General features: G+C 64.1%; 12 protein-coding genes. 8 read left to right on the top strand and 4 right to left on the bottom strand.

The genetic code is table 11. The features are described 5' to 3' along the window. Positions 1-254: 254 nt before the first annotated feature. From ACR30Z_RS06625 to sufU, 3 genes are all read left to right on the top strand, one after another. Positions 255-2,684, top strand: coding sequence for an ATP-binding protein (locus ACR30Z_RS06625; RefSeq protein ID WP_434371681.1), 2,430 nt, complete (start codon positions 255-257; stop codon positions 2,682-2,684). A gap of 79 nt (positions 2,685-2,763) precedes the next feature. Further along, a complete protein-coding gene (locus ACR30Z_RS06630; RefSeq protein WP_434371682.1) occupies positions 2,764-4,089 on the top strand; it encodes a cysteine desulfurase in 1,326 nt (441 codons plus the stop codon). Positions 4,090-4,155: 66 nt separating this feature from the next. Further along, positions 4,156-4,608 (top strand): Fe-S cluster assembly sulfur transfer protein SufU, encoded by a 453-nt coding sequence (gene sufU, locus ACR30Z_RS06635; RefSeq protein ID WP_144647477.1) that lies wholly within the window; start codon positions 4,156-4,158, stop codon positions 4,606-4,608. A gap of 21 nt (positions 4,609-4,629) precedes the next feature. Here the strand turns inward: sufU and nhaA are convergent, their stop codons facing one another. The 4 genes from nhaA to ACR30Z_RS06655 form a co-directional block, all read right to left on the bottom strand. Continuing rightward, entirely contained in the window at positions 4,630-5,958 is a 1,329-nt protein-coding gene (gene nhaA / locus ACR30Z_RS06640; RefSeq protein ID WP_434371683.1) for a Na+/H+ antiporter NhaA, read from the bottom strand. A gap of 156 nt (positions 5,959-6,114) precedes the next feature. Beyond that, positions 6,115-6,336 (bottom strand): SCO4848 family membrane protein, encoded by a 222-nt coding sequence (locus ACR30Z_RS06645; RefSeq protein WP_144647473.1) that lies wholly within the window; start codon positions 6,334-6,336, stop codon positions 6,115-6,117. 1 nt (position 6,337) lies between these two features. Further along, positions 6,338-6,835: a DUF2505 domain-containing protein gene (locus ACR30Z_RS06650; RefSeq protein WP_144647471.1), complete on the bottom strand. Its 498-nt coding sequence runs from the start codon at positions 6,833-6,835 to the stop codon at positions 6,338-6,340. Positions 6,836-6,883: 48 nt separating this feature from the next. Continuing rightward, the gene (locus ACR30Z_RS06655; RefSeq protein WP_434371684.1) at positions 6,884-8,470 is read right to left on the bottom strand and encodes an SDR family oxidoreductase; all 1,587 of its coding nucleotides are present in this window, start codon (positions 8,468-8,470) and stop codon (positions 6,884-6,886) included. A 61-nt stretch (positions 8,471-8,531) separates the two neighbouring features. Between ACR30Z_RS06655 and mfd the strand changes: the two genes are divergently transcribed. The 5 genes from mfd (at position 8,532) to ACR30Z_RS06680 (ending at position 18,553) form a co-directional block, all read left to right on the top strand. Further along, positions 8,532-12,164 carry a transcription-repair coupling factor gene (mfd, locus tag ACR30Z_RS06660; RefSeq protein WP_434371685.1) on the top strand — a complete coding sequence of 1,211 codons (3,633 nt, stop codon included), beginning with the start codon at positions 8,532-8,534 and terminating at the stop codon, positions 12,162-12,164. Positions 12,165-12,168: 4 nt separating this feature from the next. Further along, positions 12,169-12,978: a metal-dependent hydrolase gene (locus ACR30Z_RS06665; RefSeq protein ID WP_434371686.1), complete on the top strand. Its 810-nt coding sequence runs from the start codon at positions 12,169-12,171 to the stop codon at positions 12,976-12,978. A gap of 305 nt (positions 12,979-13,283) precedes the next feature. Continuing rightward, positions 13,284-14,006: a glycosyltransferase gene (locus tag ACR30Z_RS06670; protein ID WP_434371687.1), complete on the top strand. Its 723-nt coding sequence runs from the start codon at positions 13,284-13,286 to the stop codon at positions 14,004-14,006. Continuing rightward, a complete protein-coding gene (locus ACR30Z_RS06675) occupies positions 14,003-15,442 on the top strand; it encodes a glycosyltransferase family 4 protein (RefSeq protein WP_434371688.1) in 1,440 nt (479 codons plus the stop codon). The genes ACR30Z_RS06670 and ACR30Z_RS06675 overlap by 4 nt, the downstream gene beginning before the upstream one ends. Positions 15,443-15,478: 36 nt before the next feature. Beyond that, positions 15,479-18,553 (top strand): hypothetical protein, encoded by a 3,075-nt coding sequence (locus ACR30Z_RS06680; protein ID WP_434371689.1) that lies wholly within the window; start codon positions 15,479-15,481, stop codon positions 18,551-18,553. Positions 18,554-18,586 lie beyond the last annotated feature (33 nt).

Genomic DNA, 18,586 nt, shown 5'->3' on the forward strand with positions numbered 1-18,586 from the left:
ATTGATCTTGGAAGAACGGTTCAGCCCCAAGCATCCCCGGGATTCCGAAAGTCGCATCATCCGCATCGGTGGTCTCTTTGAGCCGATGCACCGGCCACCGCAAGGTGGTTCGGCCCTGGACGAAGCCGGCGGCGACAGAGTCTTCTGAGACCGAGACTCTCCCCCCAGCCGCCGCCGGCTTCTAGGCCAGGGACCCCGCGAATCGCGGAAATCCAAACTTCCCGGACCAAGGGACTGCTGCTATTGGAGTGTGCATGTTGCCGGATCCCTGGCTGGACGAAGACACCGTCACAGTCGGGCTGAGGCCATCACCGTTCCCGGACCGGACGCAGTTGCTGGAGATTATCCTTTCCGCAGTACCGTCACCCACCACCAGCGGCATCGTAGTGGCAGGAGACAGAGGATCCGGAAAGAGCCACCTGTTGCTCTCCGTCAAAGCCGGTCTTCCCGACACCATGGATGTCCGCTCGTTCGCCGGGACGCCGGAACTCAAGGAAATCCGTTACGGTGCCTTGGGCGCGGTTTCCGATCCCGACGGCGATGGGACAATGCCGCCGGGACTTCACGTCCTCCGCGCCCTGACCAGTACCTTGGGCGAAGCCGGATACCGTTACGTACCAGTTCCGGGACGACGCAGGAACAAGCGCACCGCGCAACAGGCGCGGCCCCCGCTGGTCCTGTTGGTGGACGACATCCACAACCTGGATCCGGAATCGTTGGCTATCCTGCTCCAGCTCATTCCCGGCTTCGGGGCAACGCTGGTGGCCACGGCCGACAGCCGCCAACCCCTCCCTCAGGACCTCTACCAGCTCTGGGAGGATGGTTTCCTGGAGCAGTACCTGCTTCCACCGTTCACGTTCAGTGAGGCACACGCCTTGTGTGAGGCCCTGCTTGGAGGGAAGGTCCAACGGCGCACCAGCAGCCTCTTCGCAGCCATGAGCGGCTTCAACGTGGGGTTGCTGTGCCTCGCCCTCGACGACGCCCGCAGCGCCCGGCTCCTGGTACAGCGGGACGGCTTCTGGACCATCGATGTCAGGGCACACTGTGATTGGCCCGGCGTGGTTTCGCAGGTCAGGGCCGACAACGCCTCCAGACCACCGGAAGAACGCCAGGCACTGGAACTCATCGCGCTCGCAGAGCCTGTGTCCCTTGAGGTGGTGGAGCGCCACTTTGGCCAGCGGGCCGTTGAGCAGCTTCTGGCCAACCACCACATCAGGTTGCTGGCCGGCCGGACACCGCTGGTCCGCACGAGTTCCTGGCTGCGGGGGGAAGCCACCCGTCTCTCCGTGCCGCAAGCCACCAGTCGTGCCCTGCGACTGGGAGTCGAAGGGCCGGTGCTCACCCGCGAAACAGCGCCCGCGATGCTGCGATGGGTGACGTGGACACTCGACTCCGGCCTGACCCTCTCCGATGAGCTTCTCCTGGCCGTGGCGCCCGCTGCCGACAGGCCATCAACCGCTGACCTGGCCATGAGGGCTGCCGCAGCGGTGACGGAGCCGGGCCGCCGGGACGAGGCCAGGTTGCTTAAGGCCAGGGCGTTGGTGGCCGAAGGCCAACTCCGAGAAGCTGCTCCGGAACTGACGGAATTGGCAACCGCCGGCAAGTCCCCGGATGTGCAAGCCGACGCCGCGCACCGCCTCCTGGCGTTGGGGCTCCTGGGCGCGGCTCCGCTTGGCGCCACCGCCGGCGGGAATCCTGCCGACCCGTCGTCCATGCTGGTCCAGGATGTCATGGAGGCCGAACATCTGTTGGTCTCCGGTGCCGCTCCCGAGGCGTTGCAGAGGTCCTCGGCGGCGATGTCGGCGATCGGTGCAGACCCCGCCCTGGAGATGTTCCGGCCCGGGGCGCTGTTGCGACACGTCGTGTGCCTGAGGAACAACCTGCAATGGACCCAGGTTGATTCGCTGTTGGAGTGTCCTGCGGCGTACGCCCTGCCCCTGCACTTGGCTGTGTGTTTGGATGTCGCCCGTGGATACGCCCAGCTGAGCCAAGGACTTCCGCGGGCAGCGCGCGGAACGCTGGAACCCGCACTGGCAGAACTGTCCGACGCCGGCCTGCCGCCCGTATTCTCGCTGGCTGCGGCCATGCTGGCCTACTCAGAAGCGCTGTGCGGCAACGCAGTGCAAGCCATGGAGAGGGTCCAGCAGAGCCTGGCGGCTACGGCCCTCGCATACCCGGCTCCGGATCCGGCGGAACTGCTGCCCCAGCTCAGCGCCCTGTACATCGCAGCGGCCCAGGACCAAGCGTCCGGTAAGCCGTACCACTTGATCGAGCTGGCAGATCGCTTCCATGCACAGAGCGGCACGCTGATGGAGGCTGAGGCCTTGTCCCTCCTGGCGCTCAACCAAAGCAGCGCCGCCGTCGACGATCTTGTGATCCTGCGCCGTCTTGCGGGCCTGGCGACAGGCATCCACGGTGCACGTGGCGCATCGTTGGCGGCCTTTGCGTCAGCCGTGCGCGACAACGAGCCGAAGTCGCTGGAGGCGGCAGGACGGAGCTTGTCAGCAGACCGGCAGTTCGCCCATGCGGCCCTGTGTTTTTCAAGGGCGGCCACTGGGTATGAGGTAAGGACCCGCAGTGCAGCGAGTCGTCGGGCAGCGTTGCTTGTTGAACGGCTGCGCAATGCTTTCGACAGCGAGGTGGTTCCGCCGCTGGGATGGGTGCCGGGGAAGGCTGGCAGTTGACGTGCTGTATGGCACACCGCCCGTTGGGGTCCTCCGTGGGATAATTAGGAGTCCCTGAAGGATTTCCAAGGAGCGCCCCTTGACTGCCGTATCAACTCCCGCCTCACTGCAACAGTCCGTGCATGCCATGGACAACGCGGAGGTGTTGCGGATCCGGAATGATTTCCCGGTGCTGGACCAGCTGGTCAATGGCAAACCCTTGATCTATCTCGACTCCGGCGCCACGTCGCAGAACCCGCTCAGTGTTATCGAAGCCGAGCAGGAGTTCTACGAGCAACGCAACGCCGCCGTGCATCGCGGTGCCCACCACTTGGCCGTGGAAGCCACGGAAGTCTTCGAGGACGCGCGCCAAACCGTAGCTGACTTCGTGGGTGCGCAGTATGAGGAAACCGTCTGGACCTCCAACGCCACCGAGGGCCTCAACCTGATCAGTTATGCACTCTCCAACGCGGCACTGTGGGCCGCGCAAGGAAGGGGAAGTTCCGCGCTGAACGCGCTGGCCATTGGTCCCGGCGACGAGATCGTGGTCACGGAGATGGAACACCATGCCAACCTGATCCCTTGGCAGGAACTCGCCTTCCGGACAGGTGCCACACTCAAGTACATCCCCATCACGGACGACGGCTCCTTGCGACTCGACGCCGCAGCGGACATCGTGGGGGAGCGGACCAAACTCCTGGCTTTCACGCACGCATCGAACGTCCTGGGCACCATCAACCCCGTGGCTGAACTTGTGGCCCTTGCCCGCCGTGTGGGCGCCCTGGTGGTTCTGGACGCCTGCCAGTCGGTTCCGCATATGGCCGTCAACGTCAAGGAACTGGATGTCGACTTCGCTGTGTTCTCAGGGCACAAGATGCTGGCGCCAACGGGGGTCGGCGTGCTGTACGGCAAGCAGGAGCTCCTGGATGTCTTGCCTCCGTTCCTGACGGGCGGTTCCATGATCACCACCGTCACCATGGAGAGGGCTGAGTACCTGCCCGCGCCACAGCGCTTTGAAGCCGGAACGCAGCGCATTTCGCAGGCCGTGGCCTTGGCAACGGCTGTGAACTACCTGGCGGAGACCGGCATCGACCGCATCCACGCCTGGGAAGCCACGCTGGGACAGCGACTGGTGAAGGGTCTGGAGAGCATCGACGGCATCCGCGTTGTCGGTCCCGCAGCCGGGTCCGAACGGATCGGCCTGGCGGCGTTCGACGTTGCCGGTGTCCACGCCCACGACGTCGGGCAGTTCCTCGACGACCGTGGCATCGCCGTTCGCGTTGGGCACCACTGTGCCCAACCGCTTCACCGCCGCCTGGGGCTTACGGCAACCACCCGGGCCAGCACGTATCTCTACAACACGACGGACGACGTCGATGCTTTCCTTGACGCCGTGTCCGGCGTGCGGGCCTACTTCCAGGCCTGATATCAGGCACCTTTTGGCCGGACAGCCGGCCACCGACGAATTTTCTCAGAACGGGCACCAAGCATCATGAGTCTTGACCAGCTGTACCAGCAGATCATCCTGGACCACTCCAAGCAGCGGCACGGCAGCGGGCTCGCTGAAACGGCTGCTCCCGCAGGGGCGGCCACCGGCCAATCACACCAGCTGAACCCGGTTTGTGGGGACGAAGTCACTCTGCGGCTGGCTGTGTCGGACGGAACTGTCCAGCAGATCAGCTGGGACGGTGCCGGCTGCTCCATCTCGATGGCCTCGGCCTCAGTGCTCAGCGAGCTGGGTGAGGGAATGTCCGTGGAAGAGCTGCACTCCGTGATCGACAACTTCCGCGAGGTTCTCCGATCACGGGGAAAGGTCCAGGCCGACCCGGAAATCCTCGGTGACGCCGCAGCGTTCGAGGGAGTGGCCCGTTATGCGGCCCGCGTCAAGTGCGCCATGATTTCATGGGTGGCCGCCGAAGACGCCCTCAACCAGGCAACCGCCTAGGCGCTTCGAAGCACCCCAGGATCAGCTGCGGGCAAAGACGTCAGGCACGCCGTCGCCGTCGTCGTCCCGTTCTTCGTCTGCCTGCACCTGGCGGTACCGCCGGTTACGGGCCTTGAGTACGACGGCGGCCAGCAGCGCCGAGATCAGGGAACCTGCCAGGATGGCCACTTTGGCGTGATCGTTATGCGCGGAGCCGGCGCCGAAACTCAGCTCGCCGATCAGCAGCGAGACGGTGAAGCCGATGCCGGCCAGGAGGGCCAGCCCGAAGAGGTCGATCCAGGCAATACCGGAATCCAAGCTGGCGCGCGTGGTTTTGGTGACCAGGAACGTGGTGCCGAAGACGCCCACGGCTTTGCCCACCACCAACGCCGCCACAATGCCCAGCGCCACCGGATCCCGCAGAGCAGCGCCCATGCCGTCCAGCCCGCCCAAGGCAACACCGGCGGAGAAGAACGCGAAGACCGGAACGGCAAACCCTGCCGAGAACGGGCGCAGGCGGTGCTCAAAGTGCTCAGCCAGACCCTCAGCCGGTTCACCCTTCTTACCGCTGGCGAAGACCGGCACGGCGAAGCCCAGCAGGACCCCAGCTACGGTGGCGTGGATCCCGGAGGCGTGGACAAAGCCCCACGTCGCCAGGGCCAGCGGCACCAGGAGGTACCAGCTGCGGACCCGCTTCTGGACAAGGAACGTGAAGAGGGCCAGCGGAACGAGCGCGGCCAGCAGCATGAGCGGCTGGAGCCCCGTGGAGTAGAAGAAGGCGATGATGCCGATGGCGATGAGGTCGTCCACCACGGCAAGGGTCAGGAGGAACGTACGGAGCGCGGCGGGGAGGTGGGTGTTGATGACGGCAAGCACGGCCAGGGCGAAGGCAATGTCCGTGGCCGTGGGGATGGCCCAGCCCTTGAGGGTTTCGGGTGACCCAAGGTTGAAGAGGACGAAGATGAGTGCCGGCACCACCACGCCGCCGATGGCCGCGGCCACGGGGACAACGGCCCGGGCTGGTTTGCGAAGCTCGCCTGCCACGAATTCCCGTTTGAGCTCAAGCCCAGCGAGGAAGAAGAACACCGCCAGCAAGCCGTCTGAGGCCCAATGGCCAAGGCTGAGTTCAAGGTGCCAGGGTTCATAGCCGATTTTGACGTCGCGGAGGGCGAAGTAGCCGTCGGCCGCGGGGGAGTTGGCCCAGATGAGGGCCACCACCGTCGCTGCGAGGAGAAGTGCGCCGCCGACGGTTTCCGTACGAAGGATCGACAGGATTCGCTTGTACTCCGGGTAACTGGAGCGGGTGAAGACCTTGCTGGAGGGCGTTTTGGCGGAGGGTGTTTTGGGCGAACCGGGAGGCAGCTGGGCCACGGAGGGCTCCTAACAGTGAGTGGTCACGGGCGGGTACAGCAAATACACGCCGACCAGACTTCCCGGCACACCACTGTCCATCTTACCCAAGTAGCTGGCAGTAGTGGTTGTTCTGAGGCCTCAGAACAACCACTACTGCCAGTCAGTTGGGTGAACTTAGGCGACGAGGCCCGCGATCCCGATGGCCGCCGTCGCGAGTCCCAGCACCATGGAAATGGTGACCAGCACGACGTGGACCGTGAGGAACTTGGTGGCCTTGCCTGCTGCATCGCGGGCGCGGGGATCCTTCATGACGCGCTTGAGGAACTGCGGCCAGACAACCAAGGACCACACGCCGGCAACGATCAGGACAACCGCCAGGATTCCGGGGATCTGCATATTAGTGGCTTTCGAGCCAGGCCTGCGCCTGCTGCGACTGGATGTTCAGTGCCTTGCCGACCATGGGCTCCGCTGCGTCGGCGATCTTGCCGCCGAGGAACGGAACTGAGGAAGACACCGTGCCTTCGAGTTCGATCCGGGTGCTGGCGCCGTCGGCCACGAGACGCTGGACAGCGGTCACGTCCAGCGGAGCGCCCGAAATCTTGAGGGCAATGTTGCTGGAGCGGGAGCCATCAGCGGCAGGGGCTTCCCACTGCTCCTTCTGGGTCACCGTCAGGGTTTCGCCGACGAACTTGCGGGCAATATCCGGCAGGCGGGTGGTGGGCAGCGTACGAACGGTGGTGGTGCTGAAGGCACCGGCGGTGTCGCCGTCGATCGTGAACGATTCCAGGGAGCCGCCCACCAGTTCGCTCGTGTGACGCAGGAATTCCTCGTCGACAAATACGGCCGCAACGCGGTCGACGCTGTGCGGCAGGGTGGTGGATGCACTCAGGGCCATGGGTCCTCCGTGGATGGTGGTGATGAAGCTGTTTTAGCTCCCAACATCCTACGGGTTGTCCGTGGCCACCCCCGAACCCTGCCGTTGCTCCGCCTCCTGGAGCGCCATGGCGGCTGCCGAAATGTTCCGGGCCATCGACGGGAAGATCACCCCATGGAACGGGTAGACGCCCAGCCAGTAAAGCCTTCCTGCCAAGCCTCGGGGGAAAAAGATGGCGCGCTGCTTGTACAGGCTGCCGCCGCCGTCGGGCTCTACCGCCAACTCAAGCCAGGCGCCGCCGGGGGCCCGCATTTCCGCCCGCAGGCGCAGCAGGTGTCCGCGGTCAATGGCTTCAACCCGCCACCAATCCACCACTTCGCCCGTGTTCAGCGTCTTGGGGTGTCGGCGACCCCTCAGCAGCCCGGCACCTCCCTGCAGCTTGTCCAGCCAGCCGCGGATCCGCCATGCCAAGGGAAGGGAGTACCAGCCGTTCTTGCCGCCGATGCCCTCGATGATGGTCCACACATGCTCCGGCTTGGCCTCGCTGTGGAAGGTCCTCTCGTCGAGGAACACCTTGTAGCCGGCCCAGTCGGGGTCGCTCGGAAGGGGATCGGCGTCGACGCCGGCGGTCGCCCAGGTGGTCTCCACCTGCCCGTCCCTTTCCTTGCCAAGCGCCAGGGCGACGGCTCGCCGGTAAGGCGTCAGGCCGCCGTCGGGCTGCTGAAAGTAGCTGTCGACGTCGTGCTCCCGCGACACCGCGTCGTGCTGCAGTGACTGCACCAATGGCAGGGACATGGACAGGGGAATGGGAGTCACCAGAGCCACCCATAAACCGGCGAGCTTGGGAGCCGGCACAGGAAGTGCGATGACCAACCGCCGGGGCAGACCACGCTCCACTGCATACTCGTTCATCATGTCCTTGTACTTCAGGACGTCGCGCGAACCGATATCAAAGGAGCGGTTCAACTTCTCGGGGAGCGCGGCGGCCGCAACGAGGTAGTGCAGGACGTCGCGGACAGCGATGGCCTCGATCCTGTTATTAACCCAGCTGGGCGCCGGCATCACGGGAAGGGTGTCTGCGAGGTGCCGGATCATCTCAAAGGAAGCAGACCCGGACCCGATCACCACGCCGGCCTGGAAGACTATCGAGTCCACGGGGGATTCAAGGAACACCCGGCCCACGGTCTCTCGTGAACGCATGTGCGTGGAAAGCTCAGTGTCTTCCGGGTGCAGCCCGCCCAGATAGACGATCCTGTCCACACCCGCCTCTGTCGCGGCCTCGGCCACGAGCCGGGCCATGGCTTCTTCCTTGGCCTCGAAGCCACTGCCCGAGGCCATGGAGTGCACCAGGTAATACAGGACGTCCACGTCGTTCAGCGCCTGGGTGAGGCTGCCGGCGTCGGACAGGCTGTTCTCGACGATCTCAACATCATCATGCCAGGGAACATCGGCAATCTTCTGCGGAGTGCGGACCAAGACCTTGACCTTGTGCCCGGCTTCGAGGAGCCGGGGGACCAAACGGCCACCGATGTAACCGGTGGCGCCGGTGACCAGCACTGTCCTGGTGTCCTGCGTGGTGTTGGAATGCGTGGCTTCCGAAGGCTGCAAAGGAACTCCTGTGGCTGGGGGTAGAGGTAGGCTGGAATGACCCGGCATTCATCTGAATTTCCGGGCATTTGTGTTGCCTGCCCTTGGACCCACCCTAGGAGTTTCTGCCATGAGCCTCAACGGTCTGCGCCGCGCACTGGCGGAGGACAAGACTTTCGCGCGCGTTCGTACGGAGGCGCAGCGGTCCTTCAGCGACCGGAACGCCGACTACCAGATCAGCGCCCCCACAGGGATGCGTGCGGTGTTGCTCGCCGAAATGGCAGATGCCTTGGCTGGCGCCGGCGCCGATGGCGCGGGAGCGCCGGTAGTCCTGGCCGTCACCGCCACCGGCCGCGAAGCCGAAGACCTCACCGCGGCGCTCTGCTCCTACCTGCCCTCCGATTCGGTGGCCACCTTCCCCAGTTGGGAAACCCTCCCGCACGAGCGCCTCTCGCCGCGTTCGGACACGGTGGGCCGCCGCCTTTCCGTCCTGCGGCGCCTGACCCACCCGGAAACCTCGACGGCGGCCCCGTTGCGCGTGGTGGTGGCCCCGGTTCGCGCTGTGGTCCAGCCCATTGTGGCCGGCTTGGGCGACCTTGTTCCGGTGACGCTGCAGGTGGGCCAGGAACGCTCCTTCACCGAGGTTGTCCGTGCCCTGTCCGACGCCGCCTACGCCCGCGTTGATATGGTGACGCACCGCGGCGAATTCGCGGTCCGCGGCGGCATCCTCGATGTCTTCCCGCCTACCGAGGACCACCCCATCCGGGTGGAATTCTTCGGCGACGAGGTAGACCAGATGCGCTGGTTCGCCGTCGCAGACCAGCGCTCGCTGTCCGCCCCCGGCGTTCACCACCCCACAGAACTGCATGCCCCTCCGTGCCGGGAAATCCTGATCACTCCCTCAGTGATGTCGCGTGCCTCGAAGCTGAAGGGCGACATGCCTGCCGCGGCCGACATGCTGGAGAAAATCGCCGGCGGCATTGCTGTTGAAGGCATGGAATCCCTGGCCCCGGTCCTGGTGGATGCAATGGTCCCGTTCGTGGACCAGCTCCCGGCCGGTTCGCTGTCCGTAGTCATCGAACCTGAGAAGGTGCGCACCCGCGCGCACGACCTCGCCGCCACCAACGAAGAGTTCCTTGAGGCTGCTTGGTCAACAGCGTCCGACGGCGGCGCGGCGCCCCTCGATTTGTCGTCACAGGCCTCCACGGACTTGCACGCCGCCAGTTTCCGTTCCCTGACCGACACCCGCTCGGCAGCGCTGGAACACGGCGTGTCCTGGTGGTCCATCACCTCGCTCGCAACCGACGAGGACCTGGTCCTGGACATCGATGTCCTCAACATGCGTGCCCGCGAACCACGTGGCTACCAGGGTGACGTTGCCGAAATGCTGGAATTCATTGGCTCACGCGTCCGCGAGCAGTGGCGTGTGGTGGTGGTGACCGACGGTCCAGGGCCAGCGCAGCGCTTAGCCGAGCTGTTCCACGACGCAGACATTCCTTGTTCCCGCGTGGAATCGCTCGATAAGGAACCCCAACCGGGCATCATCGAGGTGACCACCGCCGCCGTCGGGCGTGGTTTTGTCCTGGACGGCCTCAAGCTGGGCTTGTTGACCGAAGCCGATCTGCTGGGTCGTGCCACCGCGAGTTCCACCAAGGACATGCGGCGCATGCCGTCCAAACGGCGGAACGCCGTGGACCCACTGCAACTGCACGCAGGCGACTTCGTGGTGCACGAACAGCATGGCATCGGCCGGTTCGTGGAGCTGATCCAGCGCAAGGTGGCCGGTACGTCGTCGTCGGACGCCGGTTTGCGCGAGTACCTGGTACTGGAGTACGCGGCGTCCAAACGCGGCGCTCCTGGGGACCGGCTTTTCGTACCGACCGACCAACTGGACCAGGTGACCCGCTACGTCGGTGGAGATACCCCCGCCCTCAGCAAGATGGGCGGCGCGGACTGGGCCAGCACCAAGTCCAAAGCACGGAAGGCCGTCAAGGAAATCGCCGGGGAGCTGATCCGGCTCTATTCCGCCCGCATGGCATCCCGTGGCCACGCCTTCGCACCCGACACCCCGTGGCAGCGCGAGCTCGAAGAAGCATTCCCCTATGTGGAAACGCCGGACCAGTTGACGACCATCAACGAGGTCAAGGCCGACATGGAGCGTGAAATCCCCATGGACCGGCTGGTATCCGGCGACGTGGGCTACGGCAAGACCGAAATCGCGGTCCGGGCTGCCTTCAAAGCTGTCCAGGACGGAAAACAAGTAGCAGTCCTGGTGCCCACAACCCTCCTTGCGCAGCAGCACTACGAGACGTTCACCGAGCGCTTCTCCGGGTTCCCCCTGCGTGTCAAGCCGCTTTCAAGGTTCCAGAGCAGCAAGGAAGCCAAGGAAACGGCCGAAGGCGTCAAGAGCGGCGCCGTCGATGTGGTGATCGGTACGCACCGGCTTTTGTCCAAGGACTTCGAGTTCAAAGACCTCGGCCTGGTGATCGTGGATGAGGAACAGCGCTTTGGCGTGGAACACAAGGAAGCGCTCAAGAAGATGCGCACCAACGTGGATGTCCTGGCGATGAGTGCTACGCCGATCCCACGAACCTTGGAAATGTCCCTCACCGGAATTCGGGAAACATCCACGCTGGCCACCCCTCCGGAGGAACGCCACCCGGTGCTGACCTATGTAGGTCCGTACACCAACAAGCAGACCTCGGCGGCGATCCGCCGTGAGCTCATGCGCGAGGGGCAGGTGTTCTTTGTTCACAACCGGGTGTCCTCGATTGAACGTATTGCCGCGCAGATCCGTGAACTGGTCCCCGAAGCCCGGGTGGAAGTGGCGCACGGCCAAATGTCCGAGAGCCGCCTGGAGAAGATCATCGTGGACTTCTGGGAGAAACGCTTCGACGTGCTGGTCTGCACCACCATCATTGAGACAGGCTTGGACATCTCCAACGCCAACACGTTGATTGTGGACGGGGCCGACAAGTATGGATTGTCGCAGCTGCACCAGCTCCGAGGCCGAGTAGGCCGTGGCCGTGAGCGCGCCTACGCCTACTTCCTCTACCCCTCGGAAAAGCCGCTGGGCGAGGTGGCACTGGAACGCCTCAAGGCGGTGGCAGCGCACAACGAGCTCGGCGCCGGCATGCAGCTGGCCATGAAGGACCTCGAAATCCGGGGTGCAGGAAACCTGCTGGGCGGAGAGCAGTCCGGTCACATCCAGGGTGTCGGGTTCGACCTCTACATCCGTTTGGTGGGCGAGGCTGTAGCCGAGTATCGCGGCGAAGCCGAAGAAAAGGCCGCGGAGATGAAGATCGAACTGCCGGTCAACGCGCACCTGCCGCACGACTACGTCCCCGGGGAGAGGTTGCGCCTGGAGGCCTACCGCAAGCTGGCTGCCGCCGTTACCTACGAAGCCATCGACGAAGTCCTTGCAGAACTGGTGGACCGCTACGGGGAGCCACCGCTGCCCGCCCAGAACCTCATAGCCGTGGCGCGCTTCCGGGTGGGTGCCCGCGAAGCCGGCCTGTCCGACGTCGCGCTCCAAGGCAACTTCATCCGCTTCTCGCCCGCGCAACTGCCCGAATCCAAAACCATGCGCATGAACCGCATGTACCCGGGTTCGCAGATTAAGCCAGCGCTGGATGCCGTGTTGATCCCCAAGCCCAAGACGGCCCGAATCGGCGGACGCGACCTCCAGGACGCCGAGATCCTGCAGTGGGCGAACAACGTCATCGAAGCGATTTTCGCTGAAGTCCCCGTAAAGGCGGGCTAACCGAATGATGGGAGGACACCACGCCGCGTCGGGAGCCGCGGCGTGGATAGCTATTGCCTCGACCGGCCCCTACGCCCTGGGCTGGTACCCGCTGGATTCCACGGGAATCCTGATCGGAGCCTTGGCGACGGCGGGCACCGCCTTGGTTTGCGACTGGGACCACCGCCACAGCACCATTGCCAATTCCCTGCCGCCGCTGTCCAACGTGATTGCCGTGGGGATCGAGAAAGCAAGCGGAGGGCACCGGCAAGGGACGCACTCGCTGCTCGGGGCCTCGGCATTCGTGGTGCTCGCAGCCATGGCTGCACAATTCCAAATGGTGACGCCCGTGGGGAAACTGTCTGTGGGCGCAGGGCTGTTGTGCATGTTCATGATCAACCTGGCTGCCAAGGCGTTGAACCTTTTCCCAAAGTCCGGCTGGATTACCAACTGGCTCTTCGCAGTGGTAATGGCCGGCCTGGTGACCTGGTTCGCGCCGGATCAGTGGGGATGGTTGCCGCTGTCCATGCTCACTGGAGTGGTGGTTCACATCGTGGGGGACATGATCACCGTAGGCGGAGTGCCGCTTTTGTGGCCCATCGTCATAAAGCCCCCCAAATTCCTTCGCAAATCCTTCATCAGTGGCATTTGGCGGGCAAACGGCGCCTTTTCCATTCCGCTCCTGGGTCGCGCCGGTTCGCGGCGCGAATGGTTGGTCCTTATTCCTGTCAGTGGATATGCCATGGTGGGCATGGGTGTTGCCGCATGGACGTTGGCCCAGCAGCATTGGCCCGGTGTTTTGGCGGCTCTTGGGGGCGTGGTGCAGTTGCCGTGACGCCACGGCAGGCATAGTATTTGACACAGCAAAGTGCGGATCATGTAACGCGATTGGAATAATTCCAGCGGAACAATACAAGTAGTGCTCCGCTGGGAAAACTGCGTACATTCCCACGGAACCAAGAGACCGTGGCCAACTTTTCGAGTATCGACTACTCGTGCCCTTTGTTCGGAACCACACATAGCTTGGACCTCGACGTCAAATTCTTTGACTAAACGGAGGTTCAGATGGATCTGCTCCACCCGCACAGTATTCATACCGGCATCAGGGGGAGTTTTCAGGCACGGCGACATACTGAGTCAATGCGGCGAACGCAGGTTGATCTCGAAGTCGTCATTCCCGCCTACAACGAAGCTGCAAGAATTCCCAGCACACTTGTCCAGACGGCCGATTTCCTTGCACAACAGCCATGGTCGTCACGCATTGTGGTGGTGGATAACTGCAGTGCGGACGAGACCGGGGCCGTAGTCCGCCAAATTTCCCGCGACAAGGGAACCGCTGTTCCGATTTCCGTAGTGGGCTGCTCCCTCCGCGGCAAAGGAGCCGCGGTCCGCCGTGGGTTGCTGAGCGGTTCCTCGAAGTACACAGGCTTTTTCGACGCCGACCTCGCCACACCGCTGAACACCCTGGTGGCGGCCATGGAGCATCTGGAGCAGGGGGCCTCGGCCGTTATTGCCTCACGCCACGCTCCCGGTTCCACTTTCGTCCAGCCGCAACAACTGGGTCGCCGCGTAGGCGGAACGGCCTTCCGTGTGCTGACGAAATCTAAAGTCAAGGGCATCTTCGATACACAATGCGGTTTCAAATTCTTCGAACGCGACGCCCTCACGGCGGCCATGGTGCAGTGCCGGGCTACGGGCTTTGCCTTCGACGTTGAGCTCCTGCAGCGGCTGCAACACGGCGGTGCCAGGATCATTGAACTCCCGGTTGCCTGGACAGACGGAGCGGCATCGACCTTTCGGCCATTCAAGGACGGAATTTCCAGTTTTGCCTCAGTACTCCAACTCCAAAAGGCGATGCAATGACGGAATCTTTTGTGCCCGGGAACATGCCCGCCCAATTGGCGGGCAAACGGATCCTGGTGCTGAATTGGCGTGACATCAAGCATTCCCAAGCCGGCGGGGCCGAACAGTACATGCACGAAATATCACGCCGCTGGATAGAAAATGGTGCCGAAGTTACATGGTTCACCGGGCGCGAAGAACATCAAGCCGCTGAAGGTGTGGTGGACGGCATTCGGATCATCCGGTCCGGTGGTCCTTTGGCCCTCTACGGCCAGGCCGCCCTTAAGCTGCTGCAGACCCGGAACTGGTTTGACGGGGTGATCGATTGCCAAAATGGGATTCCCTTTTTTGCGCCCCTTTTCCTTCCACGGCAAATGCCGATCGTCCAGTTGATCCACCATGTACACCAGGATCAATTCCGCACCAGGTTTTCGGCGCCAATGGCAGCTGTGGGGCGATTTCTTGAAGGCACGGGAGCAAAGGCCGTTTATGGCAACCGGGCCATAGCTGCAGTCTCTCCCTCCACCCGGTTCGAACTTCGCAAGCTGGGTTTCTCCGGTCCCATCCATGTGGTGCCCAACGGAACCATCGAGGTTCCCCACACCGTCGGTCCCCGCGACCCGGAGCCCACCGTCGTCGTCGTCAGCCGTTTGGTGCCGCACAAGCGGCTGGACCTATTGTTGGGCCAGTTCGCTGTAGCTGCCCGCAGCGTCCCCAAACTGCGCCTGGAGATCGTCGGGGACGGCCCGGAACGCCGTCGGCTGCAGCAGCTTGCCATGGACTTAGGGCTCGACGACATCGTGACATTCCACGGATACCAGCCCAACGAGGTTCGCAACAGCCTCTTGAACCGGGCGTGGTTGACGGTCTCCACCTCAGCGTCAGAAGGTTGGGGCTGTTCCGTGATCGAGGCCGCCGCGTGGGGCGTCCCATGCCTGGCCCTTCGGGTCCCGGGTATCCGCGACTCAGTGGTTGATGGCAGCACGGGGTGGCTGGTGGACACCGCCAAGGACTTCGGGACGGCCATGGTGGACGCCCTGAAGACCCTGTCCCGGCAGGACGTGGCACGTGACATTTCTGCGCAATGCCAGGAGTGGGCCCGGTGCTTCACCTGGGACCGCAGCGCAGCCCTCCTTGCGGGGGTCCTCCTTGAGGAGGAAGCCCTCAGGCGCGGCGGTGACGCACAGGGCATTGCCCGTTCCGACATGTCCACCCTGGTTCACTTCGATTTGCCGGCCGGTGCCAATTTGCAGGCCATCCTGCGGCCAACGGACGAGGTAGCCGAAGACCAAGGGCGTGTGTCGGTGCTGATGAAGGGAAGGGACGAATTCGAAGCCTTCGCTGTCATGAGGCGCATCGGAGTCGTATCGGCAGAGCTGCGGGCCGTGGGTCGCAGCACGCTCCTGGCCGGACCCGGCAGCACGTTCACGCCCGTCGACGCTGTCGATGGACTGTAGCCGCGATTCGGTCGTGGGCGAACACAAGGGGGAACCATGAGCAACACTGTGCGTGAACGCGGGGCAGATTCCAGCGTGGAAGTGAGGGCAGCGGAAGTATCCTCTGAGGCTGGGGGAAAGGTCGCAGAGAACAGCGGCTTCCTGTCCGTGGCCGCCGGGTTGGTAGGCGTGGTCAGCTACGCTTGCTCGTTGCTGATGGCCAACATGCTGGGAACCGCGGACTACACACAGTTCGCGGCCGCGGCGATGCTCCTGGGAGTGGTCGGCATTGTGGCCTCCGCGCTTGTTCCCCTTCCGTTGTCGCATTTCGTGGCCGTCCACCCTGCAGGTTCGGACGGGCGGAGGGATGGAATGGCCTTCTCGGCGTTTGTCTCCTGCCTCGCAGGCATCGCTGCCGCAGCAGTAACCGGGGCCCTGACAATGGCTTTCGCGACGCCGGCCTTGGCCGCCGCCGCAGCGCTGGGCGCGCTGGCTATCTTCCTGGTGGCGGCGCCGTCGGGCTGGCTGCAGGGTGAGCTGCGCTTCAAGTGGTATGCCCTGACAACCATGGGGGAAGTCATCCTTCGGCTGGCTTTCAGCCTCCTGGTGGTCCTTCTCGCGTGGGGCGCAGTGGGGGCGATCCTCGGGTTCGCTCTCGGAGCGCTCGCGCTGGTGGTGGTGCCCTGGTCCTTCTATCGGGATCTACAGTGGCGCCCACATGTTCTGCGGCAAAGGTGGCGGTGGGCCGAGACCGGCGACATCGCCTCAGTCCTGTGCGTGGTCTCAGTCCTCGTGGGCGTTGACGTCGTTATGGTGGCGTTCCTGGACGAAGGGCCCGCCGCGGCAGGCTTCCAGGCCTTGGCCACCATCGCCAAAGGCCCGGTGTACGTAGCTGCGGGGACTGCCTTGGTGGCGTTTCCTTTGCTCCGCCGCCCGGGAGTCAACGTCCGTGCGGTGCTTGGTGCCGCGTTCGCTTCGTTCAGCCAGTTGGCGGTGGTGGCCTTCGCCATCATTGCTACGGCACCCCATGCCTTGGCTGGCGTGATCATTCCTGAGAAGTATCACGGCTCCCTTGAATTGCTGCCGTGGCTTGCGGCCGCCGGATTGGGCTACGCCGTGCTGACGGTCCTTACCACCATTCTGCTCGCCCTGCGGGCGTACCGCCGCTGCCAACTCGGCTTGGCCTGCGCCTGCCTTCTGGTGGTTGCCGGGCTGTGGACAGGATGGCAAGTGAACGCCGTGAGTGGCCTGGCCATCGGATCAGCCGTCGGTGCCGTGGCCGCCGCGACAGTATTGGCCTTCATTTCCTGGCCGGTCCTCTCCGCCGTTGGCCCCGCCAAGGGCGCCGGACGCTCCATGGCCGGTGCAGGCATCCTGCTGTTGGCCCTGGCAGTGGCCAGCCAACTCCAACCCATCGTGTGGCTCGCCTTCGCTACGATCGCCGGCCTCGCAGTGCTGGCCCATCAGCGCGGCTTGCTGCCGCGAACGCTGGGTTGGGGGACCTTCCGACGGCGGTTCGAGGCACCTTCCCGGGGTGCCGGACGGCGTTCGAAGGTCCAGGAGCCTCCCTCCAACCTGCTGGTGGCAGCCCTGATTCGAGTGGTGTCCAGCTCCGCGGCGGCCTTCATTGCGGTGTCGGCGGCGGCATTCGGTGTCCGGGCTTTCGGCTTGGAGCGCGGTTTCGAATTATGGGTGGATGAGCTGCTGTATGTCCGCCTGGGGGAGTCGCTCACCACGGGCCAGGTGCCCACGTTGCCCGATGGGCCGTTCTTCCTGCACCCACCCGGCTTCTTCCTGCTGGAAGCCGGCACCATCAAGCTCCTTGGCATCTCGGGCGACATCGTCGAGGTGGTGTTGCAGCTCCGCTGGCTCAACGCCGCGCTTGGAGCCATCACTGTTGGCTTGGGATTCCTGTTGGTCAGGAAACTGGCAAGCACGACGGCGGCATGGCTCACCGCCCTGGTCCTCGCCTTTGAGCCCTTTATCCTGCGCAATAACAGCCACGCCTTCCTGGAGACGTCGGCCATGGCCTTCGTGCTCGCCGGCTTCCTCGTCCTGTTGGGTACCCGCCAGGTCCTGACGCGTACCCTGCAGCCGAAGCGGAGGTTGCCTGTTATCCTGCGGCTCGTGGCGGCTGGGCTTCTGTTGGGCTATGCCGTCGTGTGCAAGGACTTCTTCGTCATCTGCACGGTTGGTCCGGTTGCAGTCGCCGTGATTTGGAAGAGGACGCTGCCGTGGCGGCAGGCCGCCGTCGTGCTTCTTGCGTCGGCAGTGCCGTACGCGACGTACTTGGCCGTAGCGGCATCCCAAGCGCATCTCCCGGATTGGATCGAGGCGAAGACCAGCGGCCTGCTGCGTGCGTCGGGCCTGGAAAAGAGCACCGGCTTCACGGCGGAAGGGTCACCCAATATCGTCACCCGGCTGATCGAACAGAGCAGCCACTTCGGTAGCAGCTACCTTCTGCTGGCCTTGTGTCCGCTGGCCGGTGCCCTTCTTTGCTTCAGCCATCGCGCGGATCGGCGACTGATCGGTCTGGCTGGCCTCGCCTTGGGTGCCGCAGGTGCTTACAGTGCCGCGTTTGGCACCTTCGAAGAACAATACGGCTACGGCGTGATGATTGCCGGGGTGTTGTGCTCCGTGCTGGTGGTGGTGGAACTGCGGGAGAGATTCGCCAGGGGTCGCACGTTCCTGCTCGTCGCCAGCCTCTGCTTTGTGGTGTTGACCGTGATTCTCGGAGCCCGGACGGCGCTCACAGTGGACAACGGCTTTGTCCAGGCCAAGGACTGGGTGAAGACCACCCTCCCGGCGGATGCACGGATCAGTGTCACCAACAGCACGGGTGAATTCGCCTTCGCCGATGACCCACGATTCGGCGTATGGCCGTCGGCGCCCCTGATGCAGGAGGCCGGGGCCAATTACATCCTGACGCAATCGCACCCCACCAGCCAGGGTTACGGTTACGCTAACCCTGACATGCTCACCTGGCTCAACGAGCATGCGATACCTGTTTTCAGTGCGGAGGGGCCCACCAACGGCTCCACAACGGTCTGGTTGGTGCCACCAGCCGAACTCAGCGTGGGGGCGGCCAACGGAACGGGCAGTCCCTCCAAAACGTACGAGACGGAACGGTAGGGCCAGTGAGGATATTGCATCTGGGGTTTGAGG

This window comes from Paenarthrobacter sp. FR1 (genome assembly GCF_051106045.1).
Lineage (GTDB): Bacteria > Actinomycetota > Actinomycetes > Actinomycetales > Micrococcaceae > Arthrobacter > Arthrobacter nitroguajacolicus_A.

Bases quoted from the DNA above. Each gene is read 5' to 3' on its own strand.
- ACR30Z_RS06645 (WP_144647473.1), bottom strand. From the start codon at position 6,336: ATGCAGATCCCCGGAATCCTGGCGGTTGTCCTGATCGTTGCCGGCGTG.
- ACR30Z_RS06650 (WP_144647471.1), bottom strand. From the start codon at position 6,835: ATGGCCCTGAGTGCATCCACCACCCTGCCGCACAGCGTCGACCGCGTT.
- ACR30Z_RS06655 (WP_434371684.1), bottom strand. From the start codon at position 8,470: ATGCCGGGTCATTCCAGCCTACCTCTACCCCCAGCCACAGGAGTTCCT.
- sufU (WP_144647477.1), top strand. From the start codon at position 4,156: ATGAGTCTTGACCAGCTGTACCAGCAGATCATCCTGGACCACTCCAAG.
- ACR30Z_RS06670 (WP_434371687.1), top strand. From the start codon at position 13,284: ATGCGGCGAACGCAGGTTGATCTCGAAGTCGTCATTCCCGCCTACAAC.
- ACR30Z_RS06680 (WP_434371689.1), top strand. From the start codon at position 15,479: ATGAGCAACACTGTGCGTGAACGCGGGGCAGATTCCAGCGTGGAAGTG.
- ACR30Z_RS06625 (WP_434371681.1), top strand. From the start codon at position 255: ATGTTGCCGGATCCCTGGCTGGACGAAGACACCGTCACAGTCGGGCTG.
- mfd (WP_434371685.1), top strand. From the start codon at position 8,532: ATGAGCCTCAACGGTCTGCGCCGCGCACTGGCGGAGGACAAGACTTTC.
- ACR30Z_RS06675 (WP_434371688.1), top strand. From the start codon at position 14,003: ATGACGGAATCTTTTGTGCCCGGGAACATGCCCGCCCAATTGGCGGGC.
- ACR30Z_RS06665 (WP_434371686.1), top strand. From the start codon at position 12,169: ATGATGGGAGGACACCACGCCGCGTCGGGAGCCGCGGCGTGGATAGCT.